Annotated in this window: 29 protein-coding genes and 1 tRNA gene; 16 read left to right on the top strand and 14 right to left on the bottom strand. The window is 46.2% G+C overall.

What is annotated here, in order from left to right:
* Positions 1–128 precede the first annotated feature (128 nt).
* From DW088_RS13650 to DW088_RS13625, 6 genes are all read left to right on the top strand, one after another.
* Positions 129–641: a YqeG family HAD IIIA-type phosphatase gene (locus tag DW088_RS13650; RefSeq protein ID WP_118286169.1), complete on the top strand. Its 513-nt coding sequence runs from the start codon at positions 129–131 to the stop codon at positions 639–641.
* The gene (locus DW088_RS13645) at positions 634–1,494 is read left to right on the top strand and encodes a TIM barrel protein (protein ID WP_118361367.1); all 861 of its coding nucleotides are present in this window, start codon (positions 634–636) and stop codon (positions 1,492–1,494) included. The genes DW088_RS13650 and DW088_RS13645 overlap by 8 nt, the downstream gene beginning before the upstream one ends.
* 60 nt (positions 1,495–1,554) lie before the next feature.
* Entirely contained in the window at positions 1,555–1,989 is a 435-nt protein-coding gene (aroQ, locus tag DW088_RS13640; RefSeq protein WP_110435870.1) for a type II 3-dehydroquinate dehydratase, read from the top strand.
* A gap of 19 nt (positions 1,990–2,008) precedes the next feature.
* Positions 2,009–3,073: an aminopeptidase P family protein gene (locus DW088_RS13635; protein WP_118361365.1), complete on the top strand. Its 1,065-nt coding sequence runs from the start codon at positions 2,009–2,011 to the stop codon at positions 3,071–3,073.
* Positions 3,074–3,262: 189 nt separating this feature from the next.
* Complete coding sequence (locus DW088_RS13630) at positions 3,263–3,925, top strand: response regulator transcription factor (protein ID WP_158574704.1); 663 nt, start codon at positions 3,263–3,265, stop codon at positions 3,923–3,925.
* A gap of 192 nt (positions 3,926–4,117) precedes the next feature.
* The gene (locus DW088_RS13625) at positions 4,118–4,336 is read left to right on the top strand and encodes a hypothetical protein (RefSeq protein ID WP_118361361.1); all 219 of its coding nucleotides are present in this window, start codon (positions 4,118–4,120) and stop codon (positions 4,334–4,336) included.
* Positions 4,337–5,086: 750 nt separating this feature from the next.
* Here the strand turns inward: DW088_RS13625 and DW088_RS13615 are convergent.
* The 6 genes from DW088_RS13615 to DW088_RS13590 all read right to left on the bottom strand — a co-directional run bounded on the left by DW088_RS13615 (position 5,087) and on the right by DW088_RS13590 (position 12,497).
* Positions 5,087–6,031: an HNH endonuclease gene (locus DW088_RS13615; RefSeq protein ID WP_118361359.1), complete on the bottom strand. Its 945-nt coding sequence runs from the start codon at positions 6,029–6,031 to the stop codon at positions 5,087–5,089.
* A 27-nt stretch (positions 6,032–6,058) separates the two neighbouring features.
* Positions 6,059–7,177 (bottom strand): DNA cytosine methyltransferase, encoded by a 1,119-nt coding sequence (locus DW088_RS13610; protein WP_118361357.1) that lies wholly within the window; start codon positions 7,175–7,177, stop codon positions 6,059–6,061.
* 199 nt (positions 7,178–7,376) lie between these two features.
* Complete coding sequence (locus DW088_RS13605; protein WP_118361355.1) at positions 7,377–8,471, bottom strand: hypothetical protein; 1,095 nt, start codon at positions 8,469–8,471, stop codon at positions 7,377–7,379.
* A gap of 71 nt (positions 8,472–8,542) precedes the next feature.
* Positions 8,543–9,940: a P-loop NTPase fold protein gene (locus DW088_RS13600; protein ID WP_118361353.1), complete on the bottom strand. Its 1,398-nt coding sequence runs from the start codon at positions 9,938–9,940 to the stop codon at positions 8,543–8,545.
* Between the two features lie 215 nt (positions 9,941–10,155).
* Positions 10,156–11,619 (bottom strand): hypothetical protein, encoded by a 1,464-nt coding sequence (locus tag DW088_RS13595; protein WP_118361351.1) that lies wholly within the window; start codon positions 11,617–11,619, stop codon positions 10,156–10,158.
* Positions 11,620–11,642: 23 nt separating this feature from the next.
* Positions 11,643–12,497 (bottom strand): hypothetical protein, encoded by an 855-nt coding sequence (locus tag DW088_RS13590; RefSeq protein ID WP_118361349.1) that lies wholly within the window; start codon positions 12,495–12,497, stop codon positions 11,643–11,645.
* 189 nt (positions 12,498–12,686) lie between these two features.
* Here DW088_RS13590 and DW088_RS13585 point away from each other — a divergent pair, with 189 nt between their 5' ends.
* The 3 genes from DW088_RS13585 (at position 12,687) to DW088_RS15700 (ending at position 14,001) form a co-directional block, all read left to right on the top strand.
* Positions 12,687–13,025: a helix-turn-helix domain-containing protein gene (locus DW088_RS13585; RefSeq protein WP_118361347.1), complete on the top strand. Its 339-nt coding sequence runs from the start codon at positions 12,687–12,689 to the stop codon at positions 13,023–13,025.
* A 14-nt stretch (positions 13,026–13,039) separates the two neighbouring features.
* Positions 13,040–13,633, top strand: coding sequence for a DUF2971 domain-containing protein (locus tag DW088_RS13580; protein ID WP_118361345.1), 594 nt, complete (start codon positions 13,040–13,042; stop codon positions 13,631–13,633).
* A gap of 68 nt (positions 13,634–13,701) precedes the next feature.
* Positions 13,702–14,001, top strand: coding sequence for a hypothetical protein (locus DW088_RS15700; protein WP_147356578.1), 300 nt, complete (start codon positions 13,702–13,704; stop codon positions 13,999–14,001).
* Between the two features lie 37 nt (positions 14,002–14,038).
* Here the strand turns inward: DW088_RS15700 and DW088_RS13575 are convergent, their stop codons facing one another.
* From DW088_RS13575 to DW088_RS15695, 6 genes are all read right to left on the bottom strand, one after another.
* Positions 14,039–14,593, bottom strand: coding sequence for a recombinase family protein (locus tag DW088_RS13575; RefSeq protein ID WP_118361343.1), 555 nt, complete (start codon positions 14,591–14,593; stop codon positions 14,039–14,041).
* Positions 14,594–14,741: 148 nt separating this feature from the next.
* Positions 14,742–14,924, bottom strand: a complete 183-nt coding sequence (locus tag DW088_RS13570; protein ID WP_158557267.1) for a helix-turn-helix domain-containing protein — start codon at positions 14,922–14,924, stop codon at positions 14,742–14,744.
* A gap of 173 nt (positions 14,925–15,097) precedes the next feature.
* Complete coding sequence (locus DW088_RS13565) at positions 15,098–16,036, bottom strand: class II glutamine amidotransferase (protein WP_118361340.1); 939 nt, start codon at positions 16,034–16,036, stop codon at positions 15,098–15,100.
* A gap of 1 nt (position 16,037) precedes the next feature.
* Positions 16,038–17,132 (bottom strand): amidoligase family protein, encoded by a 1,095-nt coding sequence (locus tag DW088_RS13560; RefSeq protein WP_118361338.1) that lies wholly within the window; start codon positions 17,130–17,132, stop codon positions 16,038–16,040.
* Between the two features lie 24 nt (positions 17,133–17,156).
* Entirely contained in the window at positions 17,157–17,444 is a 288-nt protein-coding gene (locus tag DW088_RS13555; protein ID WP_118361336.1) for a DUF960 family protein, read from the bottom strand.
* 45 nt (positions 17,445–17,489) lie between these two features.
* A complete protein-coding gene (locus DW088_RS15695) occupies positions 17,490–17,705 on the bottom strand; it encodes a hypothetical protein (protein ID WP_147356577.1) in 216 nt (71 codons plus the stop codon).
* An 87-nt stretch (positions 17,706–17,792) separates the two neighbouring features.
* Here DW088_RS15695 and DW088_RS13550 point away from each other — a divergent pair, with 87 nt between their 5' ends.
* The 7 genes from DW088_RS13550 to DW088_RS13520 all read left to right on the top strand — a co-directional run bounded on the left by DW088_RS13550 (position 17,793) and on the right by DW088_RS13520 (position 24,176).
* Positions 17,793–18,686 (top strand): hypothetical protein, encoded by an 894-nt coding sequence (locus tag DW088_RS13550; protein ID WP_118361335.1) that lies wholly within the window; start codon positions 17,793–17,795, stop codon positions 18,684–18,686.
* A 219-nt stretch (positions 18,687–18,905) separates the two neighbouring features.
* Positions 18,906–19,418 (top strand): hypothetical protein, encoded by a 513-nt coding sequence (locus tag DW088_RS13545; protein WP_118361333.1) that lies wholly within the window; start codon positions 18,906–18,908, stop codon positions 19,416–19,418.
* Entirely contained in the window at positions 19,419–21,032 is a 1,614-nt protein-coding gene (locus DW088_RS13540) for a DNA primase family protein (protein ID WP_118361331.1), read from the top strand.
* Positions 21,033–21,157: 125 nt separating this feature from the next.
* Complete coding sequence (locus DW088_RS13535) at positions 21,158–21,397, top strand: hypothetical protein (RefSeq protein WP_118361329.1); 240 nt, start codon at positions 21,158–21,160, stop codon at positions 21,395–21,397.
* Positions 21,398–21,458: 61 nt separating this feature from the next.
* Positions 21,459–22,847, top strand: a complete 1,389-nt coding sequence (locus tag DW088_RS13530) for a tyrosine-type recombinase/integrase (protein WP_118361327.1) — start codon at positions 21,459–21,461, stop codon at positions 22,845–22,847.
* A 184-nt stretch (positions 22,848–23,031) separates the two neighbouring features.
* Positions 23,032–23,895 carry a DNA damage-inducible protein D gene (gene dinD / locus DW088_RS13525; RefSeq protein WP_118361325.1) on the top strand — a complete coding sequence of 288 codons (864 nt, stop codon included), beginning with the start codon at positions 23,032–23,034 and terminating at the stop codon, positions 23,893–23,895.
* On the top strand, positions 23,895–24,176 hold the full coding sequence (locus DW088_RS13520; protein ID WP_118361323.1) for a hypothetical protein: 282 nt from the start codon (positions 23,895–23,897) through the stop codon (positions 24,174–24,176). Before dinD ends, DW088_RS13520 begins: the two co-directional genes overlap by 1 nt.
* 144 nt (positions 24,177–24,320) lie before the next feature.
* Here DW088_RS13520 and DW088_RS13515 read toward each other — a convergent pair.
* Together DW088_RS13515 and DW088_RS13510 are read right to left on the bottom strand one after the other, a co-directional pair.
* Positions 24,321–24,397: transfer RNA gene (locus tag DW088_RS13515), tRNA-Arg, on the bottom strand.
* A gap of 223 nt (positions 24,398–24,620) precedes the next feature.
* On the bottom strand, positions 24,621–25,988 hold the full coding sequence (locus tag DW088_RS13510) for a TrpB-like pyridoxal phosphate-dependent enzyme (RefSeq protein WP_116705229.1): 1,368 nt from the start codon (positions 25,986–25,988) through the stop codon (positions 24,621–24,623).
* Between the last annotated feature and the right edge of the window lie 414 nt (positions 25,989–26,402).

Genomic DNA, 26,402 nt, shown 5'->3' with positions numbered 1-26,402 from the left:
TCCGTTTCTCCTGTCGGCAAAACTGTAGTTTTGCAACAGCTTCTTTTCTGGACTTTTTGAATAAATTCCATTACACTATATGTAGCATTACGCTAAATTAGAATACGGGTATTAACAGGAGTGTATGAATGAGCAAACTGATTCCCGATTATGTATTTGATTCGATTTACGATATTACGCCGGAGGTGCTGACTGCCCACGGCGTACGCGGCGTGCTGGTCGATCTGGACGGCACAATGGCGTCCCACAAGGCTGCTTTGCCGCCCGATACGCTGCACCTCTTTGTCGATCGGCTGAAGGATGCCGGCATTGCTGTGCTGGTGTTCTCCAACAACCATCCCGAGCGGGTAGGGAAGTTCTGCGAGCCGCTCGGTGTGGGCTATATCAGCCATGCCGGAAAGCCGTTTTCCCGCGGCTTCCGCAAGGCGGCAAACCGGCTTGGCCTGTCCATGCGCGAGATTGCCGTCATCGGCGACCAGATTTTCACCGACGTGTTCGGCGGCAACCGCGCGGGCGCGCTGACCTGCTATGTCGAAACGCTCGACCGTCGGTTCTTCTGGATCAATGTGCGCTATCAGCTTGAGCGCGGTTTTATCGCGCGCGGACGGCGCAGAATGGAGGCGAGAGCACATCATGGCTGAGCCGAAATTCGGTCCTGCGGGCAACTCGGAGTCGTTTGCCGCCGCAGGCTTCAAGAAAAGCGAGGATGCGCCTGCATGGCTCGAACAGATGGGACTGACCGCGTTTGAGTATCAGTGCGGACGCGGCGTGCGCTGCGGCGAGGAGACCGCACTCAAAATCGGTGCGGCAGCTGAGCAGCACGGCATTCAGATGAGCATTCATGCGCCGTATTTCATCAATCTCTCGTCCGAGGAGAGCGAGCGCATGGAGAAAAACGTCGGCTATGTGCTGGAGACCGCGCGGCTGGCTGTGCCGCTTGGCGCAACACGCATGGTCGTGCACTGCGGCGGTCAGGGCAAACTGACCCGTGACCGCGCCATGCGCAACTCGCACGAAAACGTAAAAAATATTCTGCGTGCGCTGGAGGAGGCCCACCTGACCGGCTGCACGGTCTGTCTGGAAACCATGGGAAAAAAGAGCGTGCTCGGCACCGCCGAGGAGGTCTGCGAGCTGGTGGCTGCCGATGACCGCCTGCTGCCGTGCATCGACTTCGGTCATCTCAACTGCCGCACGGGCGGCCATATGAACACCCGCGAGGAAGTGAGAGCGCTGTTCGATCTGATGGAAAATACCATCGGTCATGAGCGCACGGCTAAACTGCACGCCCACTTCTCTCATATCGAGTATAACGATAAGGGCGAGGTGCGCCATTTGACGTTTGCGGATACGGTATACGGTCCGGATTTCACGCCGGTCGCGGAGGAAACCGCTGTGCGCGGCTACGCACCGACATTCATCTGCGAATCCGCCGGCACGCAGGCGGAGGACGCACTCGCCATGAAGCAGTGCTTTATGGCTCAGGCGGAAAAGTAAAAAGTAGGACATTTGCCCTACGGAGACGCTTTGTAGAACTATGCAAAGGGGTATAAACGTATGAAAAAGGTATTATTGATCCACGGTCCTAACCTGAACCTGACCGGTCAGCGCGAACCGGGCATTTATGGTTCGAACACGCTGGCATCCATCAATGCGGAGGTTGTACAGAAGTGCGAACGGCTGGGGATGGAATGCGCGGTGTTTCAGTCCAACTCCGAGGGTGCGCTGATCGACCGCATTCACGCGGCTCGTGAGGACTGCGATGCGATCATCATGAACGCCGGTGCGTACACGCACTACAGCTACGCCATCCGCGATGCGATTGCGGCTGTGCGCCTGCCCTGCGTGGAGGTACATATGTCCAACGTGCACGCGCGCGAGGAATTCCGCCACAAGTCGGTCATCGGACCGGTGTGTGCGGGTGTCATTGCAGGCTTCGGCAAGCACAGCTATCTGCTCGCCGTAGATGCGGTAAAATCCATCATCGGCTAATATTTAAGAGGCGATTACCATGAAAAGAAACGAACTGCGTGCCATGCTGCTCGAGCAGCCGTATGACGCGCTGGTACTGACCAGTGAGATCAGCCGCCGCTACGCGACCGGATTTCACTCGACGGCAGGCGCGGTGTACCTGTCGGCCAAACAGGCGGTATTCTTCACGGATTTCCGTTATGTCGAAGCGGCACACGCGGCCGTCAAGGATTTTGAGGTGCGCGAGATCAAGGCGGGGCAGAGTTATTCTGCGCTCATCAATGAGCTGCTCGACGAGGACGGCGCAAAAAAGGTCGCTCTCGAGGACAAAACGCTTACCTATGCGGAGTTCATGTCCTGGGGCACGGCGCTGCACGCGACAGCTGTCCGTCTCGAGGATGGTGTGGAGCAGCTGCGCATGTGCAAGGAAGAGGACGAGGTTGAGAAGATCGTTGCGGCACAGCGAATCGCCGAGCAGGCGCTTGAGGAGGTATTGAACGACATCAAGGTCGGCGTGACCGAGAAGGAGATCGCGGCACGGCTGACCTACCTCATGCTGCACTACGGTGCGGAGAACATGTCGTTTGATCCGATCGTCGTTTCGGGCGCGAACAGCTCCAAGCCGCATGGCGTACCGGGTGAAAAGACCATCGAAGCGGGCGATTTCGTGACGATGGACTTCGGCTGCATCTATGACGGCTACTGCTCGGATATGACGCGCACGGTCGCGGTCGGCCATGTCACCGACGAGATGCAGACCGTGTACGACACGGTGCTGAACGCACAGCTTGCAGGTATTGCCGCCTGCAAGGCCGGTGTGACCGGTCGGGACGTTGACGCGGCAGGCCGTAAGATTATCGAGGCGGCAGGCTACGGTGATGCCTTCGGTCACGGCTTTGGCCATGGTGTAGGACTGGAGATCCACGAGGCTCCGGTTGCCTCTCCGCGCGGAGAAGCGCCGCTGCCGGCAGGCAGTATCGTCACCGCAGAGCCGGGCATTTATTTGCCGGGCAGGTTCGGCGTGCGTATTGAGGATATGCTGTACGTCATCGAGGACGGCTGCATTGATCTGACCGATGCACCCAAGCAGCTTATCGTTCTGTAAATTGTAAAAAAAGGAGAAAACGCTGTTTTCTCCCTTTTTTATATTCCGTGAATGTTGAAAATCGGTTGCCGCCTCGCTTGACGGCGGCTTGATGAAAAAGAATCAATTTAACAATTTATCCATAAGCTATACACAAAAAATCCACACAAGTTCGGCACAATGGTTACACCGATAGGAGGAGATGTTCTCATGCGTATTTTGTTAATCAATGCAGAGCAGGACGAGCGCCTGTTCGCCACTTTCAAGCATGAACATATTCTGTATGATCAGCAGCCGGAGAGCGACACGCTTGATATTTCGGAGAATATATATGATGTAATCGTGTACAATGCCACTAAGCTGGATGAGAAGACTATCGACGCGGTGTACTCTCTGCGAGAAAGCGGTGATATGACACCGTTGCTCGTCATGGCAGGTCACACGACTGCGCGTGCGCGTATCCGTATTCTGAATGCGGGTGCGGACAATGTGCTCATGCGTCCGTGCCAGAGCGATGAGATTCTGGCGCATGTCAATGCACTGGCCCGTCGGCCGAGAATGATGCAGAGTGAAATCCTGACCGCCGGCGATCTGACGCTCGACCGCGGCCGTTGTGTGCTGTCGAGCAATGACGGCGAAGTCCGTCTGTCCGGCAAGGAGCTGCAGCTTGTAGAGATGTTCCTGCGGGAACCGGGACAGGTGCTGCCGCGTGAAATGCTGCACCAGAAGGTCTGGGGAGCAGACAGGGACGCGACCTACAATAACATCGAGGTTTATTTGACACTTGTGCGCCGCAAGCTGCGTGCGGTCGGCTCGAAGGCCGAGCTGATCTCCGAGCGAGGCATCGGATATTATCTGCAGGAAGCAGAATAAGGGAAGGGACGTACTTTTATGGTACGTCCTTTTATTTTTCTTTCCTTTTTGAACTTCTGCCGTTCCCTTACTTCCTGATCTGGTGCAGACCAGAGACCGGCGACAGCTCCGAAAAGGGGAACGGCTGAGGTCAAAACGTCTTCGGATGGAGGATGGGATGTTTCTGCTGAGATATTTGGTACAGGCATTGAAATGTGGATCCGTAGTCAAGGTATATTTGAAGAATATGGAAAAATTCGACAGGGTTACGAGATCGACAACCGCAAAATCTTCGGTGAGTACGCCGAAGATGTGATTGGTGTCAAAGAATGTGCAGGTGTCAAGCACAACACGATATACGAGAAGTTACATAAAGAAAAAGAGATGATGGAAGTAAAAATGCTTCTGCCATCTCTTTTTTTAGGTTTGTAAAGAAGAAACGATTCATTTGGATAAATTACAGTGTTCAAAAATCATCTGCCATACCGGTCATGATATTAGGGCAACGCCGCACAATTAAAGCGCTGCTGCTTTAATTGTGCGGCGTTGCCTTAAATGTATCAGAAAATAAGAAAAACCGGTTATTTCAAACGAAATAACCGGTTGATCTGGTACGCCAGAAGGGATTCGAACCCCCGACCTTTTGGTTCGTAGCGTTTGTGAAACTGTTTCAACTAACAAAATATCGTGTAAAACCGTCCCGTTTGGGTTGGTTTCTGCCTTTTGGGACGCTAGGAATTGGGAAAATTCAATGGTGAAAAAAGCGTTCGGACGGTTAATGGACGGTAAAAATGGACGATTTGCTTTTGCATTTCATGAGGTCTGTAGCTAACATTTTTGGGGATAGAAATCAGAGAGATACTTGATTTTATAAGCCATATTGTTCGAGAAGCATCTCACATATACTATTATGATTGGATCACTGCGTATGGGGATCGACGGCTTTTGGGGGTTCTGCAAGTTTCTCAGAAATATACAAGATGGTACAGAAACGTTTCGTATTCTGCGTATTTATCAATGTTGATGAGTATAGATTCATTACGGTCATGATTGGTGATGATAACGTAATAGTGGTTTTTAAGCATGTCTGAGAGTTCTGCATATATGATTGTACTTGTGCATACTAATATGTAATATGCTTATAGACAAATTGTTAAAGGCGTGCATCGAATATTAGAGATATCAATGACGATGCACTTCGTCATGGCACACATTACACAATGTAATTAAGTTTTCAGCTGTATTAGATCCACCATCTTTGTGTTGATGTATATGGTGCAATTCAAGCATTTTTCTAGGATCATCGGGGCTAAGCATATCTCTCGACCAACCACATTTTGTACATCTGAAATGATCTCGAGTCAAAACATTGACTCGTACAGGATCAGGAATTTTTCTATCATGTGCGTGTGCTTGTCGATCGCTCTCAAGAAGATATACCCCTACAGGTAGATCCTCCCGTCCAGCATTTTTAGTAACAATAGGCCAACCTTCTTCGGTACGTAATTCGCGGACTCTTCTAGCCCATTCCTTTGTTTTGGTTAAAGCGCTAAGCTCTTCTCCTGTTACTTGTTTACCGATATTTTTCTTTAGATACTCTAGAATCTTTGATTTTGTCGAAATCTTTTGCTTGCGAATATCATCGAGTACATTCCAACGGTATGCAGCTTCTAAATCTTGAGTGGTACTCATTAAAACATATTGATCTGGTTTAATAAGTAGCGGATCAATTCCAATAGCTCTGAATTCTTGTACATCATCACTGTTTTGGGCCATTTGTTTAAATGTAACTCCAGAATAAATCCACCATCCATATTGTACTCGTAGTTCTCGCACTCGCCGCGCCCACTCACCAATACCGGATACAACCATTAGCTCATCGCCATCAATAATTATTTTTGGATACTGCTTAAGATATGCGATGATGCGATCTCGGGCTCCTATACTGTCATCTGTAGCAATAAGTGAACTTCCTAAATCCCTTAATGTATGAAATGCAGGCACTAAAGTTACAACTTTCCGTCTAAGGTTGTCATGTTTAAGCTCTTCTGCAAAATTAGTCAGAAGAGATACTAATTCCCTGCGGAGTTGTTCTGGTACATTTGTGGGTTGTGAGCGTCGAGACATAATTGCACCTACTTTTTATAATACGGTTTATTCTTGTATCGGTTGCATAGTTAAAAGTTGCTCTACACATTCTGCGATTTGTGCAGCAAGAAGCGGAGGAACCGCATTACCAATTTGCTTGGCAATTTCTATTTTGCTCCCGGTAAAATGAAATGAATCAGGAAAGGATTGAATACGAGCGGCTTCACGATGTGTTATGGGTCGATGTTGGCAGGGGTGTAGATATCGTCCTTTTTCAGGTTTAAAAAATTCTGTGCGTATAGTAACAGAAGGCTTATCCCACCATAATCGGCCAAACAAATCTGTACCACCAGACTTTTTATTAATCCAACATTTTGGGGTTAGTTCAGGCAATACACGTTGCAAATCAAAACGATTCATCCCTTCATCAGGAATAGCTCGATATCGCTTTAGACTAATTTCTGTAGGGGTGCGTCCAAAATGCAAGTCTAAGGGAGCAGGCGCATCGGTTCTAATCTGTACTCCTTGAGGTACAGGTAAATCACCGATGGCATCTCGTACAGTTTTCCAAGGTTTGGCGTTTTTGATATAACCTTTGGAGACAAGTTCTTTTACTGAAACCGCATCTGGATTATAATGAGTTTTAAGTGGAGGAAAGACTAGCGTAGGATCTGCAAATTTGCAACCGATAATAAAAGCACGATATCGCACTTGTGGCACACCATAATCAGCAGCACAAAGTTTAGCTTTGGCTAAATGCAAAAATCCTAATTTCGTAGCGCATTTTTCAATTTCATTAAATTCCTCGGAAGCTAGCAACTGAGGAACATTTTCCATTACAAAAATATTTGCATTAGATCGAGCTACTACTTCCATATAGGGACGCCAAAGGCTTCTTCGAACATCACCAGTACGTTTTCTATTTAACAAACTAAATCCTTGACACGGTGGACCGCCAATAACAACATCAGCTGCAGGAATCTGCGTGTGTGGATCGTTTAAAATATCTACAATATCACCTACAACACAATGATTTCCATAGTTTTTGTTATAGGTGGTAGCAGCGTATTGGTTAAAATCGTTAGCCCATACTGGTTCAAAATGATGGCCAAATAGATTTGAAAATCCCAATGACAATCCACCAGCGCCGCAAAACAAATCAATCAGTTTATAATTTTTATTCATTTTATATCCCATCTGAGAAAAATCAAAATATTTGCAGCAAAATAACTTTAATATATATTAATATTATCGGATTTCAATAACATATTTGTATTCTGCAGTAAATATAGTTTATCATAAAACATATGCAGTTTCAACTTCACAGTAGATTATCCATGAGTGGATCGAATATATTCGGAATGTGGGGAAATTCAGTGTATATTTACATTAAACAAAATTCTTTACTTAGTAAATTGGGAATTTCATTTCGCTTTTTCAGACTATATTCTTCGATTGCAACCTTTATAATATTTTCAGAGGGATGACTTGCTGCTACTGTACTATCTTTCTGACAGGTCGCGATAAATTGTGCGTTGCTTAAAACATCTTCACTAATATTCTTTGAAAGGTAAACATTTTCTGAATAGCTAAAGATGATGTAGTTAATTGCAGATAATTGATCTTCTAGGGATAGCTGGTTTAGTTGTTTATAAAATTTCCGATAACGTTTATCTCTAGAGTCTATGAACAACATAACTATACTTCCTTGCTCCAAGGGGAAGACTGCAATATGAATTTCTTTAGTGTGATAATCTGGAGACATGTTATAAATATCGTTAATTATATTATCTTCAAAATCCGAAATCATCACTATACCGCCCTGGAAAGCAATAGGAACAGTATAGTCTAATTTTTTATAATAACAAAGATAATACCAATCGTTATGCTTTCCTAGAGATCCTATTTGCGCACGCTTAAATTCGGAAGTATATTCTGCTAAATCCAGTGAGATAAGTTGATGTTTGTGCTGAACCCAGTCTTTTGATGCACCCAGTTCAGTACCCGCTAATCTATAAAGTGCATCTTCATAGAGTCGTTTGTAGATCATTTGCAAATAGTCTTTCATAGCAATCTGAGCAAGTATTTGTTCGCTTGGCCTAGCATAATAGGCATCGGGATTTTCGTAATCCTGAAATATTTTACTGTCACAATCTCTACAGATAATTTGAAATGTGCCAGCTTTATTTACACCCTGTTCAGTACCTAGAGAGGGAAGGTTAATTAACTTATTTGCATAATATACTTTTCCATTAACAGCAATTCGCCGAAGACAAAACTGAGGGACGGAATGAGAGTTGCAAAAACTAGATACGTCGTTTTTACAATAATAGCAATAGTTGAGTTTGGATTCTTGACGTGCAAGGGCTTCGATTTTGCTGATTCTCTTATTATAGGTAATTTTATTTTGATTATAGGCTTGATAATCGTTTTTGTCGAATCCTAGAGAAAGTAGGATTGGTTTATCATCGAACATCATATATGCATTCCCTCCTGACATATTGTTCGCATAGATACCGTATAATACTTAAAGTTTTTTAAGATAACAGGTTATTCTTTGTCTCTTATTCCATTCAATAATCGAAAAGTTTCTGCAAATTTTTTTAACTCGTCACAGCTTTCACTAAGCATAAATGTATAAATACCATTGCGTGGAGCCAAAATATTAGTCTCCTTATTAGGTGTACGTATTATATACCATAGTAAGAGAATTGCGCTATATAGATTTGCGTTTTCGGGTAATTGATAATACACTATTTCAGTGCGGTGATCTTTTTTTGAAGACAGTCCGATTCTTTTAAACTGAGTAGTGAAAAAATCTAAAAACGCAGGAATAGGGCTATTGGCATATGGTTTAAAAACATTGATAAAGTCATGTAATAATACGGGAGTTTCTTGATTTTTGATGACAGGACATGATTTATCTTTATACACACATATCATTACTGCAATCAATATTTCCATGCACATAAAAGAGTAATCTTTTTGGCTAGAAAATAAGAGGTTATGGACTAAAGCTACTTTGTGCATAATATGTTCTTGTGTACGCATATCAATATTTTTAAAGATTGCACCTAAGCATTCCTCAATGGATTCTGGAAATGGAAGGATATCTTTGTCGAATAAGTTTATATAGTCAGAATACTTATCAGTAATTTGACTGGAAACTATTCCGCAATCTAACGAGACAGTGAAATTTATAAATTTCTCCAAATATTTGTCGGGATCATCATAACCAAATATTTGGTTAATTCCAGTTGCCAGTCTATTTTTATCAGTAGCAATTACAGTAATAATATTTGAGATATCGTCTGTCAAATGGTGCAGACGTTCTAAAACTTTTATTGCATATTCGGGGATACAACGATCTAATTCATCCACTAAGAGAATAATTGTAAAGTCTTTTGACAGCTTATGCAGTGTGTCTTTTAACTGAATTAAACCTTTGTTAAAATTTGTATAATTATCATATTGGTGTTCTGCTTCATAGGCTTTAGCGCCAGCCTCTTTGCCTTCCTGAATCATGGTTTCCCACTTCAACAAGTCAATACCAAGTTTCGCTTTTAAGATCGTATTCGCAGCCTCGCCAGCTAGATTTGCTGCGGCTTTTAATACACCTAAGACTTCGGATTTTTGTTTTTCAGATAGAAATCCCATTTTTTGATCTATTGCAGAAATCATACTAGTGACAAGTGCGACTAAAGGCTCTTCATAATAATCGTATTTCCAACTATTATATCGGATTATAAAATATTTATTGTCATATGTTTCTTCAGATTGCCAAACATCAAGTTTTTCTTCCAGCATATCTAGTACAAAACTTTTTCCACAGCCCCAAGGGCCGTCTAATGCAAAGCATGTAGCGGACTTATTATTGGATATATTTTCAATTAGATGTATCAGCTGATCTACAAATTCAGTGCGATTTAGGATATCGATTTTTCCCATAGCAAGTAGTATCCTCTAGTAAAAACGTTTTATCAATACAGTGTATAATTGAATTCGAAATAAATATTTTGAGTATATATCTATTTATAATACAGAATTCTACCCCATTATAACATATTTTAAGGTTTCTAAAAATAGGAAATGCGTTCAAATGCAAGAAAAACGAAGTATATAACCCATAAAGTGTTAGATACTTCGTTTTTTGATTAAATTAACTATGTACGGGTGATTTGCTGTTTAATTGCTCTAATACAAGTTCCATGCTTTTCTGCCAAGGGAATATGAATCGGTTTCCGTTCTTTCTCCACGGCCTTAAATAGCGGCAACAGCAATTTTCTGGCGAAAGTCTGTCGATCGTTGCTGGCGTACATATCCTTGAGCGTTTTTGCGGTTAAGCTGCTCCCCAGTCGTTCAACAATGGTCTTTAGCTCGTTTTGCGTGATAAGATGTTCCTCAGTCAGCGCCAACAGCTCTTGCTCGATTATATGACACATTTGCTCGGCATCATCTTCGATGAAATGATCCATCACCGCCGAGGATGCTTTGCCTGCCAGCGCGCCGCCGCCAAAGGCTCCGGCCAGTCCACCAATCACACCGCCGACAGCAGTACCAATAATCGGAACTGCTGAACCGATTGCAGCGCCTGCGGCGGCACCGCCAACCCAGCCAGCAGTGCCTCCGGCGACAGAGGATGCGGTATTGGTCACATTTTTGAATAGCTGCTTTCCGGAAATACGGCCGCGGAAGATATTCACTACATCACCTGCAGATAGAATAACAACCGAGGCCGAGCCGGTAATGATGTTGCCGCGCAGTAATTTGGAGGCGCTCTTCATTGCTGCTGCACCATAGATATTCTTGCCTTGGCGAAAAGCATTTACAAGCAGAGCTGAGGTTTTCGGACCCATCACACGGACAACAGCTTCGCTGCTTCCTACCAGTAAGCTGTTTAGTCCAGCTTTGGAGAGCTGTCCAGCGAAAATAGCGGTAACAAATGAAATGCCGCCGACTTTCAAACCGCTGTACGCTGCATTCTTTAGAGCGATTTCAGGCGTATCGCCGTTCCAAACCGAAGTAGCAAAAGTAATCACAGCCGTTACACCAAAGGCCGAGGATGCAATAATCATACCGTTTGCTGCATCATAGGTCAGTGATTCTACTGTTCCGGCTTTTGCGATATTTTTTGCCTGTTCGTAGGTAAAGTGTCCCTTACGCACGATTTGTTGTGCTTCATTAGGATCAGATACTCCCGGGACTTCGCCGCGACGAATGCGCTCCTGCATGGCCTGTATAGCCGATTCATATTTGTCGCTGGGAACTTCGATTTGCATTGGTTTTCCGTCTGAACCTATGTATCGGAATTGACCATTTTCGAAGCATTCAGAAATGCATTTACCGCCGGTTTTACAATATTTCGATTGGATTTCCACACCGTCCACCAAACGATCGGCACCATTCTTCGCGTTGTCATCACCGAGGATACGTGCATCATGTCCGGTGTATCGGTCATACAGCGTATTGGCACGCTCGGCTGCAAAGCCATGTCCGCGTACAGCGTGAAACTTTTCCTCGCCATATGCAGTAGCGCCGGAGCTTACATTACTGTACACCGTTCCGGCAGTTTGCAAATGTTTCAGTTTTCTCTGGGAGGATACCCTTTTATTTTTTTCGGAGTCCACCGCTCCCAACCTCCTTGGTGTTGTTAAAGCTGCTTCAAACGAGTTCTCACCTGCTTGATCGTCTGCAGATACTTTCTAACGATACGCTGACAGGTTTCAAAATTATCTGGATCTTCCTCTAAATCGGGCAGGTAAAGCTCCAGTCCCTGTAAGCATTTTGCAGAGGCTTTCTGCAACTGTGTGGGGTTCTCGCCATCGGCCAATAGTTCGTCAATTTCTTGTTCGATTTCGCCATCTGATTCTTCCAGCAGTTCGATCAAAGACTGCGCTTCTTCTACAAAGGAATCGAGTTCATCCTCATCATATTCTAGCACATCGTTGACCTGCAGTAAAACCTCTTTGATATATTCTTGTGCATCGTCAATATCCAGTGCTTCATTACCATCAGATAAAGCCAGCGGCTCAGATTCTGCAGACAGCTGTTGGGCGGATTGATTCGATTCATTGCTGGTATCCTGCTCTTCATTGAGTCCATCCAGAAAGCTCGATGCCAGATCAAGAAGTCCGCCTGCAATATCCCATCCAGTAGGTGCGGTTTCAATCTGATACAGCTCAGTCAGCAGCTCGTTAAATGCCGCCAGATTGTAGGACGAGGGAAGAGAACGATAGTTGATTCCTTCATCATATCTGCAGATAGAATTATCGTCACTATGGTAGAAACCATCCTCAGCGAACAGAAAACCCTTTTTACCGCTGCTAAATACGGTTTCATCAATTAAGCCAAAAACATCTTCTTTCCTGACATTGCCAGCATAAGTCATACATGCGTTGTTAATCAATTCCGACGGAATACGTCCGTATACATAACAAGGGTATACAGAATTGCAACGTGGCAGATATTCCTGAATGACTGCAATTTTCTTTTCTCGTTTTCCCATAGTGACCTGCTCCATTCTAAATAATCATTAAGTTCTAAGAATGATAAATTTGACAATTGCGATTCCGATTGTCGAAATCTGTATATTTGCATTATACACCGAAAGTTCCTCTATTTCCACCCTAAAAGTTTATTCTTCGCGAGAACTATCCGGGGTACACTAAACGAAAAGAGTCAACGGAGGAGCAGCATGGACTGGGTAGCTATCGGCGGACGTATCCGCAAGCAACGCGAATATTTGGGACTGACACGCGAGCAGTTTGCCGAAAAACTAGATATTACGCCCAAGTTTTGTGCGGATATTGAATTGGGTACCAAGGGTATGTCCGTTCCAACACTGTGCCGTATCGCAACTACGCTCAGCCTGTCCACCGACTATATTTTGTTTGGTAAGCAGGAGAAAAAAGATAAACTTTGGGTGTTCAAGGCGCTTTCGCCGATGATAGAGAGTGTAACGCCGAGTCAGCTTCCTTATTTGGAATCCGTACTGAAAACGGTTATTAGTGCCATGAATCATAAAGAGGATTAGTAGGAGAAATATATTTGAGTAGTTCAGAAAATAATGAGGTTGTTTACCATTACTGCAGTCTTGAAACGTTTAAAAATATTATTGCCAATCAGTGTTTATGGCTTTGCGATGTACAGAAAAGTAACGATAGCAAAGAGTGTATGGCATTACCAGAACGCATTAAAGAATTGACTGTAGAACAGAAGCTAAGAGAGAACTACCCGCCGGAACAGCGTAAGTTATTTGATCGGTTTATCAATTTTCTAGGCCACTCGGTTCGGCATACATATACAACATGCTTTTCACGTAAGCGTGATGATTTAAATCAGTGGCGTGGCTATGCTGCTGATGGAACAGGGTTATGTATCGGATTCAGAAAACACTTTTTTATGCAACTCAATAAACCGGAGTGGCCAGTGCTTCTCTTTAAATCTGTTGATTATACGGAGAAAGGCATCGAAAATTGTGCTGAAAGCTATCTGGAGGAGCTTAAAGGTATTATAGATGATTCTATTAAATACGGTGAGCGCATGTGTAATACAGATCAGGATGAATTACTGCACCGACTATTCACAACATCATCCACATTTAAAAAACTTCGTTTTATGAAGAAGCAGAAGAACGTTTGATTTTTAGTACGTCTTCATATGTAACAGATTATCTCCGTATACAAGTACAGAAATGTGCAGATGTTTATTTGGATCGTGAACGACAAAAATATTTTGAAGAACAAACACATGATTTTAAATTGTCTGATTTGAGATATCGAATAGCAAGAGATCAGTTGCAGGGTTATTACGAATTATCATTTGCACCTATTAAAGATGAACTAATAAGTGAGATTATTATTGGGCCTAAATCACTGGTGCAAGAAGAGGATATTTATCTATTCCTAGCTGCATGTGGCTATCATGAGAAAGCGTTGGACGATAGAAAACGTAATCAGTTTGTAGTAGATGATATAAATATGTGCACTTCGGAATTAAGTTATCGTTAAGAAAAGCCGCATGCTGATAAAGCATACGGCTTTTCGGTTACTTATCCAGTAGCTTAGCCCTTGCGTAAAACCGCGTTTTACTCATACCAAGCAAATTCATCGCCTGTACAGCGGTAATCTCACCGCTGCGCCAGCGGGCGACAACGCGCTCAAAATCGGGATAGTCCTTCGCGGCTTTGCCGCGATACTTACCTTGCGCTTTAGCGATAGCAATCCCCTCTCGCTGGCGCTGTAAAATATACTCACGTTCCAGCTCCGCGACTGCTGCGAATACGGTTAGCATAAATTTGCCGGTCGGTGTGGTGGTGTCGATCGCTTCTTTGCGGCTGACAAACTCTACCTGCTTTTCGGTCAGACGCTCTACCAGATCGAGCAAATCACGAGTGTTGCGGGCAAAGCGGCTGATGGACTCGACGATAACAGTATCACCGCGCCTCACATATTCCATCATACGACGCAGTTCAGGACGGTCAGCGTTCTTGCCGCTGGCCTTGTCGATGAACAGCTCATCGACACCGAGGTCGCGGAGCATAATTTCCTGTCTGGCGGTATTTTGTTCCTCTGTGCTGACACGCACATAACCAATTTTCATAGTATGTTCTCCTGTCAAAAAAAGAATTTCCCGTTTAAGTCGGTTGAAATTTCGGGACGTTCCAAAACTCCAAAACCGACTTAAACGGGACGATTTCCAAGCGTCCCGTATAGGTATACCCAAACGGAACTGTTCGTTACGGTTGTTTTCAGTATTCGTCACGCTCGATGAATTCGAGCATTGCCTTGCGCTGAATACGCCAGCGATTCCCGACACGGAACGCCGGAATTTCGTTTTCGTGCAGCAGCCGCAGCATGGTGCCGCGGCTGACCTGCAAAATCTGCTGACACTCATGCAGTGTCAAAACATCGGGATATTGGTCCAGATTCATGCTTATCAGCCTTTCTATGCAGTTTATTGTACTGTTTTGCACAGAAAAGGCTGATTTGTTATTTGGACACATCTTTGTCGCGCAGCACATGGATTGCTGCCGCCACCGCCGCGACAACCTTAATGCCGAACAGCAATGTGTTCTTGATTACCTTCATTGGGTCACCACCTTTCTTAATATGCATAGAGCAGCTCGCCAGTCATTTTGTGGAGCAGGGTCGGATCGTAGAGCATTTCCTCAATCTCCTCCTCCGAGCAGCCGTAGTCGAGCAAAGCCTGTATCTCATCAGTTGAAACGCCAAATGCCTTGGCAACGCTGAACAGGTCATCGTAGTTTGCGGGCGTATCCTCGTAGTCGCTGCGATAGTACGGATACTTACGCCACCAACGCTCGAAAGTCGTGTGCGGTGTGAAACTTCCGGTCGTGAGTTGTCCCGCTCGGTCGATTTTCAAAATCTCGCCCTCCTTCGGTTCGAGAATGTCAGTGGGTGCTTTCAGCCGCAGCTTCTTTATAGCTTTGCAGAGGATTTCCTGCGTCGAAGCATAAATCAGAAAACCATCGTAGAACATAACGCAAAGCGGGTTATCGCCAACGATGAACCAGATAGCGTTATCCTTATCCAGAACGGTAAACACAAATGAACCCTCGACCTTTTCAGCCATAGCTTTCAGGCTGTCAAAGTCGAGGGCTTTCTGCTGCTCGAGAAGCTGAACGGCAATATAGCTGTCCGTTTCAACGCTCGTCAGCGGCAGGTTTTCCGCTATACGAAGTTCTTTGTCGTTCCAGAGTACACCGTTATGTGCAAGAGCAAATGAATTGCCGTCAACTTTACCGAGAAACGGATGATTGTTCTGGTTAAACTGCGCGTTGCCCTGTGTCGTCATACGGGTATGTCCCATCACGACATTTACACCGTGCGGAATATGAATCTTCATCTTCCGAGCGGGAATCGGACGCTTGTAAATCCGCAGGCGATTGTTGAAATTGTAGGCAATGCCGGTCGCGTCCGTTCCGCGCACTTGACACTCTCTGGCGAGCGTGTTCAAGATTTTGTTCTTCGTGTGGGTGCTCAGGCACTCCTTAAAATCGATTAAACCGAATAAACTGCACATATTATTCCTCCTCCGCGCCAGCAGTAACGGGTTCATTGACATATAAACGGCGTTCCTTGAGATACTGGATAAGTTCCGGCTCGGTGATTTCGTCAAGGAAATCAAACCAACTCATGTCCTGAACCTGACAGTCGGACATAGAAACAGCCACCTCGACGAGATGATTGACCATCTGCAGGGTGGCTTTGAGAGTGTTCAGCTTGAGCGTACCGCGGAACATGCGAATTTCCACAGTATCCGAGTTGGTAAGGTTGACCGCTGTGTAACGTCCGGCACACGAATTCTTTGCGTGGCTCATTTGCTCGGATGGCGTAAGACGGATTCCATACCGTGCCGCCCAGCGATTCATCTGGGACTGGGTGCGGCGGCTGAAGCGAAGCAGTTCTGCCCAGAACTTTTCGACGAAGTAAAGCAGGCGTGCAATCGCAGCCTCCTGTTGTTCATCGGTACAGCCGAACGCCAGACGGGAGATATGAACATGCAGGCCGCAGGTGCCGGCGGCATGGCTCAAATAGCCCATACTCTGCGCTTTGCGAAGCACCTCTTCCCAAGGCATTTCGCTCAAATGGTATTCCAGCGTCATAGGGTGTGTGACAAGTTCCATACCATCATCAAGACTGCCGTCAGTCTTGATGTACAGGTTTTCGGCGCTAGCGTTAGCGATGTCGAGCAACTTTTGAGCGTTATTGTTTACCGTGCCGCCGTTATCAATCTCCAGCTCAACGCCGAAGTGCCGCAGGCCCTTGCCGTGAAACACGAGATCGGGGGTGTAGTTGTATTCATGGATAATGTCGTTATGCTCGTCCCAGCAGGAGGAGCAGTAGACGTTGTCATCGTTATCCCAATAGGCACGGTCGCGGCTGATAATACGGCTGCAGTCCTCACAGCGGATGTAATACTCATCAAAGCAATGGTCGCAGAGTATATAGTGGTCATCCTCGACGGCGTTTTCCTCATAAATTCGTTCGTTACAGTGGTCGCAGACTACGGTCAGACGGTCAGCACAGCTTTCACAAAGCCAGTCCCCTTCTACTTGGTACATGGTATCGAGCGGGTGTTCGATACCGCAATTAGCACAAATTCGAGTCTCTTTCATTGGTAATTCCTCCATTTCAGTTGGTTAATACTCCGAATCTAACAGCATAGTGCTGTGCGTTTCATCATCAATGACATACACTTTAGCATCTACTGCGCACTTGCAATGCATATCAAGTTCGTACCGATACGGCGGCTGTTCCTGTGTATGGACGATGTGCTGTCCTGTTGGTGTTTTCGTCAATGTGAACACTTGCAGATAATCTTTTTGTGAAGTCTGCATAGCAGCAATCATTTGCCACATGAGAAGCATCAAAGAGTCTGGTATTTCACCCTGCACGCCGCGTGTGATATACTTTGGATTTTCAAACATAATTTCCTCCTCAAAACGCGAAAATCCCACTGAAAGCATTTGCTCTCAGTGGGATTTCTTCAGGATTTGTCCACAGCATTGTGGACAAATTGTGCGACTATTGACTTGTCGCGCGTCTCTGCGATACACCCGCTCACCGCAGTGGTCGCAGAGCGTGGTGTACTCCTCGGAGCAGGCGTAGCACAGCTTGTCGCCGCCAAGCACGATCATCTGCCTGCTCGATCTGCGCCTTCCGCAGCAGGAGCATATAAAATCTGTCATTGTGCAACCTCCTTTACCGTGTTATAGTGGTATATAAAGATATAATATATCAATCAAAATACACTTGATACGAAAGTTGGAATTATAATGGACAACGATAAAAGATATACACAACAGGAAATTATAGAAGAGTATTATCAAAGCATATATAAGAAAACAGAGGTGCCGGAAGCCATTAAAAATACCTGCAATAGTCAATATAATGATTTTATCAAGTTATTTAAGCTGGACTCTGTTCGTGCTAATAAAAAACATTGGGAGGGGTACAAGTTTTCTGAGAAAAGTAAAACTTTTTTGGTATGGTTATTCCAAAATTACACGACTACAAATTTGAAGAGGATTCGCAAGGGACAGATTGATTTTGATAATTTAGCAGATTATCGAAAAATGTATTTTGGCGCGATACAAATAGCACAAGATTTTAATGTATCAGAAGAAGCAAAAGAGGAATTGCGTGCTACAGTGTATAACATAGGAAATTACCCGCGAATTGTATGCAATAGTTTTAGTGAGCGTATGGAAGATACGATTTTAGATTCAACGGGTATAAGTGATGCGGATCGAATGGCGTGCTTAGAGTGGATTTATACTAAGGTGTTGAGTGGTATATCAGATGTAGTGCGTGAAATGGCAGATGTTCGGCGTGGTTCTATGCAAGAAGCGATTGATAGATATATGCAATTTGGCGGAGATCGTATCGAGTTGATGCAACAAGATGTATGGTTGGCTACACAGCTTGAAAAAGATGATAGCTATCAAGATCTGATGAAAAAGATACACGAGATCGAATGCCCGCAGGGAACAAAAGGTTCTCGTCAAATTACGACACAGCGTAAAGAGATAGCGAAAATACAGAAGAAACTGGAGGCTATAGAAGCGCGGTATAAAGAAAAGTGTGGGTATCGTGATGCCGCCGAAGAAAAGGAGGAACTGAATATAGAAAAATATGTCAGAATATGTTGTCGAGTGACGAATGCTTGAACCAAGCGTTAGAAAATGTGAAAAAGGAATATGCTGAGACTATAGAATTAGCGGATTGATTTGATACCCATTGCAGAATAATTCTGCAATGGGTATTTTTGTAAAAATGTATTTTGCAATCATGCAAAAAAATTGTTTTTTTCATGATTGAGCGAAAACAGTGCGGAGAGATATACTAATCATGTCAGAAGACAAAACAACTTTTTGGAGGGAAAAGTAATGAAAAATTATGACCTTATGACAGAAAACGCGCGAAATATGCTGCAATTCGCGCAGCGTCCCGATTCGGGAGAGAATGTGGCCGTTATTGTGGGGACATACGATAAGAAGGGACGAGCTGTTGCCGTGCTGTGGACTGGAGGCTGTGCGATTTCGCTTGATGAGGTGCATGGCGTATGGGCTACGGATACAGGATATGGTGAAATTCATTACGAAAAAGCAAGCGAAGAGGACTTCGAATATGGAATTTTCGTTGAGTCTGGTGACACAATGCATTTTTACATTCAACTGCCCGATCGGCAGCGTGGCGGGCGTGTAGTGATGGCCAGCGATCTGCTCATTACAGCTGTTGCTGGGGACTATATTTTCATCTTTCATGCGGCTCGGGATAAGTTTGCGCGTTTCGCGTATTCGAACAAACCGCTGCTCAAGGCGGAGGTTGACCTGTTAACATTTGAAGCGCAGCGCGCATTGCTTGAGTGCTTGCAGTTAAATTTTGAGGAGGAACGATAAATGGATAAGAAATTGTATGATGACCGCAAAGATTGTCTAAAGAATGATTTTTGCGCGAGAGAAGTGATGGAAACTCACGATAATGGCACTCGGGCTGTTACCTCGCTGTATTCGGATCGTGAGGAGTCGCTGGCAGGAGTATTTGGAAGCCCAGATGCACCTGTATTTGACCCGGAGAAGATTATGGAGCAGGCATTGCTCATGCCCCGTATCAACTGGAACAATGAACTGCCGGATGAGCCGGATATGCCGGATTCTGTGGAAGAGGAAGAAACTGTCGTTCCGAGTTCACAGATTCGTCCACAAGTGGGACGGGCCTCGGTGGATTTGCTCGAGAGTGAGTACGCTTTCACGAAGTACGTCAAAAAACTCATTCCGATGGCCATCGTTGGCGGGCGCCTGTACCTGTTTCAGGCGCCGTGCTACCGCCTGCTCAGCGATCAAGAAATCCTAACCGAAATCAAGGCGGCACTGCCGCGGAATTTGCGGAAGGATATTTCGATGGCCTTTCTAAAGCGTGCAATCACTCAACTGAAGACGGAAAAAGACCTACAGATCGATCTGGAGGAGATCAATTATAACCCGTACGATGTTATTTTCGCGAACGGAATTTATAATGTTCAAACCGGTCACATGCGCGATGGCTGCCCAACGGACTGCTATATTGCTGCAAACGCGGCCAAATTCCGTCCGAAAAAGGGAAAAAAGATCAAGTCCAATGACGCAGAACGTGCTGTGGTCGATGACTTCTTCGAGCAGGCTTCCGGCGGTGATAAGGAAATCGAGCGTCTAATCTGGACCACCCTTGGTGTTATGTTGAGCACAGAGGCCAAGTTTAAGGCTTTCTTTTACCTGTTTGGTCCTCCGGATACGGGTAAAAGCCTGTTCGGTACATTGGTTACGCGGTTGATTGGTGCGGAAAACTGTGCGAATATCTTGTTGAACGAAGTAGACGCGAAGTACCACGGAGCTGAACTGCGTGGTAAACTAGCGAATATCAGTCTGGATCAGCCGAGCGTCGTAATCCGCAACATCGGTGTATTTAAGCAGCTTACGAGTGGCGGCAGTGATGTTGTAACGGTCGAAAAGAAGTTCGGGCCGGTAGAGCGTCTGGAATCCAGATTCATCAAATTTCTGTTTGCTGGCAACCATTTGCCTCGCCTGCGTGAGAATGACGATGCGTTCTGGACGAGAATGGTACTGGTGCCGTTTGAGAACAAGGTAGAGAAAGAGGATAGAGATCCAGATTTGTTGGAAAAGCTGCTTGACCGCTCGGATTACATCATTTTGCGAGCGCTTAAACACTACAAGGCTTTTCTTGATAACAATATGCGTTTTCCGGCATGCCGTCGCTCAGAGGAGCTGAAGAACGGTTATATTCCGGTTTCACCCAATGAAAAGGTGCGAATGTTCGTAGATGAGTGCTGTGAACTTGTGCCGGATGCACAGGCTATGACGCAGGAACTGTATGCGTGCTATTGCGGTTTCTGTCAGAGTAACGGCTACTCAGCTGAAACAATCAAGGCGTTTTCGACGATTCTGAAACGCGAAGTACCGCTGGATACCTTTCGGCAGAACTCGCAGCGTGGTTACCGCGGTATTCGGATGAAATAATTTGAAAAAGATGCGGCCGATCCGGCCAATCCGGCAGGACCGCGCAATTTGTCGGATGGGTCCGCATCTAAAGTATACCATAATGATATATTATAACTATATACAATATCAAGGAGGAAACTATTATGTACAAGGGTTTTGCTGAAGTGGATACCATTCCCAATACCCATAAGCGCCTGCGGGAGGAAGGATACCATGTATCGGTCTGCATGCTGCGCGGCTTAGTTCGCAGCGGTGCGCTGAAAGCCGCATATTCGGGCAATAAGGCACTGCTGTACTATCCGAATGTCATCAAGGTATTGCAGGAGGGTACTGAACCGCCCGAAGCAGTAAAGCGTCAGATTTTACGTCTGATGCAGCAGTAAGAAAGCAATGGGGGAGCGTACACCGGTTGCGTACGCTCCCTTGCCATGAGGAGGGATCAATATGGCAACTATTGAGCGAAAAGAAGGAAAACGTGGCGTAAGCTATCTGATTACCGTACATTGCGGATATGATTTGCACTATCGCAAGATACGGCATTATAAAACTTGGCGTGTTCCAGAGGGCTGGTCGGAAAAACGTGCCGAGCGGGAAGCACAGAAGATTGCTGTTGAGTTTGAACAGAAAATCCAGCAGGGCTTTCTGATCGACAATAAGCAGACCTTTGCTGAGTATGCGACCTATGTGATTGACTTAAAAGAGAGGACTGGCGTTAAGCACAGCACGATTCAGTCATATCGCTACTTGATGGGGCGAATTGTTCCGGTGATCGGGTATATGCGGTTGACAGATATTCGTCCGCAGCATTTGAATAATTTCTATAAAATGCTGATGGAGAAGGGTGTCCGCAGTAAAAAACTGCGGGTACATACCAATCTGGATTTAGGCGTATATCTGGAGAAGCATCATATATCGCGCAGTTTACTGGCAAAGCAGGCGCATGTTTCTCACACTACAGTAACAGTAGCCTGCCGCGGACAGAATATCCAGCTGGACAGTGCAGAGCGTATGGCAGAGGCATTGCAGGAACCATTGGACAAGCTCTTTATTGTCGGTAAGACAATGGAGCCGCTTTCCAATAAGACCATCAAGGAATATCATCGCTTTATTCGGGTGGTGCTGGCGCAGGCTGAGCGGGAGATGCTGGTTCCGTATAATGCAGCAGCGAGGGCAACGCCGCCGAAGGTCAAGCGCAAAGAGGTCAATTACTTTCAGCCGGAGGTATTGGCAGAGATCCTCAAAGCGTTAGAGGAAGAACCGTTGAAGTGGCGCATGATTACGCATTTGCTGATTGTAACCGGCTGCCGCCGCGGTGAAATTATGGGCTTGAAGTGGAGTAAGGTCGATTGGGAGAATCATCGAATCAAGATCGACAGTAATCTACTGTATGCCGGAGACTGCGGCCTGTATGAGGATACCACCAAGACGAGCAATGTTCGCTATATTCCGCTGCCGGATGAAACGCTTCGGCTGCTGCGCCGGTATCGCGCTGAACAGAATCAGCTGAGGTTGGTGAAAGGGGAGTATTGGAAGGATACTGACTTTGTGTTCACACAGGATAACGGCCTGCCGATGTATCCGGACAGCATTGGTTCATGGCTGACTAAGTTCAGCAAACGGCATAATCTGCCGCATATCAATCCGCACGCTTTTCGTCATACAGCAGCATCGCTGTTGATTGCGAATGGTATTGATGTGGTGACGGTTGCTAATATGCTGGGCCACAGTCAGGTCAGCACGACAGATAATATCTACGCGCATATTATCGAGGCCGAGCGCACCAAGGCCAGCGAATGTCTTGCTGATGTGATTTTGCACAGAAAACAGGGATAACAGTCTCGGACGGTAAGGCGAGGTAGTTGCTCAAAAACATGGAAAACTGCCGAAACCTGTCTGAAACAGACCGGTTTCGGCGATTTCCTTGGCTTGATGAAACTCGATTTGAATAATATAATATAACTATAAGAGTCTAAGACAAAGCGGAAAGGCTAATGTTGAATATACTGGAGGATAAATAATGGATAAAAGGAGAGTCGGTCAAATCAAAGAACGGTTTGACCTTGTAATACATAGTGATCAAGAAGCGGGTGTTGAATTTTGGTATGCACGCGATCTGATGTCGCTCCTCGGATATGAACGATGGGAGAATTTTGCGAAAGCAATCGTTCGTGCTATCGAATCCTGTGAAACAAGCGGGATAGCAGTGGCAGACCATTTTCGTGAGGTCACGAAAATGGTTCAGTTGGGAAGCGGTTCGCAGAGAGGAATCAAGGACTATATGCTGACGCGATACGCCTGCTATTTGATTGCACAGAACGGCGATCCGAAAAAAGAAGAAATTGCATTTGCACAGAGCTATTTTGCTGTTCAGACCCGCAAGCAGGAATTAATCGAAGAACGTATTTCTCTGATTGAGCGCACAGAGGCGCGCGGCAGATTGCGAGAATCGGAAAAGCGGCTTTCGCAGAACATTTATGAGCGCGGTGTAGATGACGCAGGATTCGGCCGTATTCGCTCTAAAGGCGATCAGGCGCTGTTTGGCGGTTATACGACACAGGAGATGAAAGAGCGGCTTGGCGTAAAGGACGGCCGCCCACTGGCTGATTTTTTGCCGACGCTCTCCATTGCAGCGAAGAACCTTGCGGCAGAAATGACCAACTACAATGTAGAGGAAAAAGATCTCCGTGGAGAACGTGATATTACCGGCGAGCACGTGCAGAATAATCGCTCCGTGCGGGATATGCTGGGACAGCGTGGTATTCAGCCGGAGAATCTGCCGCCTGCGGAAGATATTAAAAAGCTGGAGCGGCGTGTAAAATCTCAGGAAAAGAAACTGGCGGCACAGTCTGGAAAGCTGCCGGATAACGAGGAGGGCTGTTGATGGATTATAGTATATTGATTGCTCTTTTGAGAGCAAAGCAATATCTTACTGATTTGGAAAAGGATATTTTAGACACATGGGATGAATGGAAGAAAGAACCGTTTGACTACAATTCTGCACAAAGGCAAGTTATGCAGAACAATGCAAAATACCCAGAGATATTTATTGCAATCAAGGCTCTGCCGATGACAGTGACTCGTCCTTTGACCCAGATGACGGAAGCTGACATCCGATATAATTTGGAAAATCAGTTTATAGCACTTGCAGCGAAAAGAAGATAAACAAGAGCCTCAGACGGTAAAATGTCTGAGGCTTTTGCTATGTCCGCGTGGACGATAAATAGACGGTAAAAATTTTTTCTTCGATTTCTATTTGCACAGAAAATAAGAAAAACCGGTCATTTCAAACGAAATAACCGGTTGATCTGGTACGCCAGAAGGGATTCGAACCCCCGACCTTTTGGTTCGTAGCCAAACACTCTATCCAGCTGAGCTACTGGCGCATACAAGATCTGTTTTCTTTCGCTGTCGGCGTTTCGCTTTGTCGCTCTCGCTGACTGCCTTATTATAATATCACGGGTGCGACCTAATGTCAACAATTATTTTCAGATTTTTTGAAAGTTTTTTCGGAAACCTGTTTTCGGCAAAACAAAGCCGCCTGTGGGGGAACAGGCGGCTATATACAGCAGAGAAATTGGAGGTCTGCCATATACCTTATATTGCGTTTTATTCCTGCGGCGGAATGGTATCGAAGCCGATCTGCAGCTCTTCATCGGTGGGGATGTGGTTGCGCATGGTGCCGTTGTGATACGCCTCGTATGCTGCCATATCAAAGTAGCCGGTACCGGTCAGACCGAACAGGATGGTCTTAGCTTCGCCGGTCTCCTTGCACTTGAGCGCTTCGTCGATTGCGGCGCGGATGGCGTGGCTGGACTCCGGCGCCGGAAGAATGGTCTCCACCTTGGCGAACTGAACCGCTGCGTCAAATACGTCGGTCTGCTTGACGGAAACCGCCTCCATATAACCGTCGTGGTACAGCTTGGAGAGGATTGGGCTCATGCCGTGGTAGCGCAGGCCGCCTGCGTGGTTGGGCGCGGGCATGAAGCCGTTGCCGAGCGTGTACATGCGGGCCAGCGGCGTAACGTGGCCGGTATCACAGAAATCGTAAACATACTTGCCGCGGGTAAGCGACGGGCAGGAGGCCGGTTCCACCGCTATGATGCGCGGATCGGCTTTGCCGAGCAGCTTATCCTGCATGAACGGGGAAATCAGACCGCCGAGGTTGGAGCCGCCGCCGGCACAGCCGATCACGATATCCGGATACTCGTCGAGCATCTCCATAGCCTGCTTGCTCTCCAGACCGATGATGGACTGGTGCAGCAGCACCTGATTGAGCACGGAGCCGAGTACATAGCGGTAGCCCTCGTGCGTAGTAGCTACTTCAACGGCCTCAGAAATCGCACAGCCGAGCGAGCCGCCGGTGGTCGGATCGTGTGCCAGAATAGCGCGGCCTGCCTCGGTCGTATTGGACGGAGACGGCGTTACATTTGCGTCAAAGGTTTGCATGATGGCCTTGCGGAACGGCTTCTGCTCGTAGGAGACCTTAACCATGAATACCTTCAAATCCAGTCCGAAATATGCACATGCCTCGGAGAGTGCAGTACCCCACTGACCGGCACCGGTTTCGGTGGTAAGGCCCTTGAGACCCTGTTCCTTGGCGTAGTACGCCTGTGCGATCGCGGAATTCAGCTTGTGGCTGCCGGAGGTGTTGTTACCCTCAAACTTGTAGTAAATCTTAGCCGGGGTGTCCAGCGCTTTCTCCAGATTATATGCGCGGCACAGCGGAGACGGACGGTACAGCTTATACATATCGAGCACCGGCTCGGGAATATCAATGTAGCGGGTGTCGTTGTCCAACTCCTGGTGCGCCAGCTTTTGACAGAAGATGGGGTACAGCGCTTCTTCCGGCAGCGGCTGGTGCGTGCCCGGATGGATCAGCGGGTCCGGCTTTTCCTTCATGTCCGCCCGCAGGTTGTACCACTGCTTGGGCATCTGGTCTTCGGTCAAATAAAGTCTGTGGGGGATCTTAGCCATGGTGATTGCTCCTTTGCAAATTTCAGATAGAGTGGAGAGATGGTGAATATCTTCATTCATCACTCTCAACTCGGTTATACAAAATAAAAAGCTCCTGTCCCAGATTTCTCTTGGGACAGGAGCGAATACGCTCTTGCGGTACCACCCAGATTGACGCAAACTGCGTCCACTCTGCTCACACATCAAACAATGCGCGCTCCCCTGATAACGGGCGGAGTCCCCGTCGCAGTTACTTGGCCGAAGCCGTTCGCCTTGCCCTGCTGAAGTCCATTCACACGGTCCTTGCCTGCCGCAATCACACCGCCTGCGGCTCTCTTGGAGGTTTGGTCTCCCTGCTACTCGTCTTCGTCATTGGTTTGTGTTGGTTTACTTGGTATGGTCACAGTATATTCGCAAAACGAAGGATTGTCAAGT

It is taken from the genome of Butyricicoccus sp. AM05-1 (assembly GCF_003474415.1).
GTDB classification, from domain to species: domain Bacteria; phylum Bacillota; class Clostridia; order Oscillospirales; family Butyricicoccaceae; genus Agathobaculum; species Agathobaculum butyriciproducens.
This window is presented reverse-complemented; position numbering and strand designations above follow the sequence as displayed.

Bases quoted from the DNA above. Each gene is read 5' to 3' on its own strand.
- DW088_RS13650 (WP_118286169.1), top strand. From the start codon at position 129: ATGAGCAAACTGATTCCCGATTATGTATTTGATTCGATTTACGATATT.
- DW088_RS13645 (WP_118361367.1), top strand. From the start codon at position 634: ATGGCTGAGCCGAAATTCGGTCCTGCGGGCAACTCGGAGTCGTTTGCC.
- aroQ (WP_110435870.1), top strand. From the start codon at position 1,555: ATGAAAAAGGTATTATTGATCCACGGTCCTAACCTGAACCTGACCGGT.
- DW088_RS13635 (WP_118361365.1), top strand. From the start codon at position 2,009: ATGAAAAGAAACGAACTGCGTGCCATGCTGCTCGAGCAGCCGTATGAC.
- DW088_RS13630 (WP_158574704.1), top strand. From the start codon at position 3,263: ATGCGTATTTTGTTAATCAATGCAGAGCAGGACGAGCGCCTGTTCGCC.
- DW088_RS13625 (WP_118361361.1), top strand. From the start codon at position 4,118: ATGTGGATCCGTAGTCAAGGTATATTTGAAGAATATGGAAAAATTCGA.
- DW088_RS13615 (WP_118361359.1), bottom strand. From the start codon at position 6,031: ATGTCTCGACGCTCACAACCCACAAATGTACCAGAACAACTCCGCAGG.
- DW088_RS13610 (WP_118361357.1), bottom strand. From the start codon at position 7,177: ATGAATAAAAATTATAAACTGATTGATTTGTTTTGCGGCGCTGGTGGA.
- DW088_RS13605 (WP_118361355.1), bottom strand. From the start codon at position 8,471: ATGATGTTCGATGATAAACCAATCCTACTTTCTCTAGGATTCGACAAA.
- DW088_RS13600 (WP_118361353.1), bottom strand. From the start codon at position 9,940: ATGGGAAAAATCGATATCCTAAATCGCACTGAATTTGTAGATCAGCTG.
- DW088_RS13590 (WP_118361349.1), bottom strand. From the start codon at position 12,497: ATGGGAAAACGAGAAAAGAAAATTGCAGTCATTCAGGAATATCTGCCA.
- DW088_RS13585 (WP_118361347.1), top strand. From the start codon at position 12,687: ATGGACTGGGTAGCTATCGGCGGACGTATCCGCAAGCAACGCGAATAT.
- DW088_RS13575 (WP_118361343.1), bottom strand. From the start codon at position 14,593: ATGAAAATTGGTTATGTGCGTGTCAGCACAGAGGAACAAAATACCGCC.
- DW088_RS13570 (WP_158557267.1), bottom strand. From the start codon at position 14,924: ATGAATCTGGACCAATATCCCGATGTTTTGACACTGCATGAGTGTCAG.
- DW088_RS13565 (WP_118361340.1), bottom strand. From the start codon at position 16,036: ATGTGCAGTTTATTCGGTTTAATCGATTTTAAGGAGTGCCTGAGCACC.
- DW088_RS13560 (WP_118361338.1), bottom strand. From the start codon at position 17,132: ATGAAAGAGACTCGAATTTGTGCTAATTGCGGTATCGAACACCCGCTC.
- DW088_RS13555 (WP_118361336.1), bottom strand. From the start codon at position 17,444: ATGTTTGAAAATCCAAAGTATATCACACGCGGCGTGCAGGGTGAAATA.
- DW088_RS15695 (WP_147356577.1), bottom strand. From the start codon at position 17,705: ATGACAGATTTTATATGCTCCTGCTGCGGAAGGCGCAGATCGAGCAGG.
- DW088_RS13550 (WP_118361335.1), top strand. From the start codon at position 17,793: ATGGACAACGATAAAAGATATACACAACAGGAAATTATAGAAGAGTAT.
- DW088_RS13545 (WP_118361333.1), top strand. From the start codon at position 18,906: ATGAAAAATTATGACCTTATGACAGAAAACGCGCGAAATATGCTGCAA.
- DW088_RS13540 (WP_118361331.1), top strand. From the start codon at position 19,419: ATGGATAAGAAATTGTATGATGACCGCAAAGATTGTCTAAAGAATGAT.
- DW088_RS13535 (WP_118361329.1), top strand. From the start codon at position 21,158: ATGTACAAGGGTTTTGCTGAAGTGGATACCATTCCCAATACCCATAAG.
- DW088_RS13530 (WP_118361327.1), top strand. From the start codon at position 21,459: ATGGCAACTATTGAGCGAAAAGAAGGAAAACGTGGCGTAAGCTATCTG.
- dinD (WP_118361325.1), top strand. From the start codon at position 23,032: ATGGATAAAAGGAGAGTCGGTCAAATCAAAGAACGGTTTGACCTTGTA.
- DW088_RS13520 (WP_118361323.1), top strand. From the start codon at position 23,895: ATGGATTATAGTATATTGATTGCTCTTTTGAGAGCAAAGCAATATCTT.
- DW088_RS13510 (WP_116705229.1), bottom strand. From the start codon at position 25,988: ATGGCTAAGATCCCCCACAGACTTTATTTGACCGAAGACCAGATGCCC.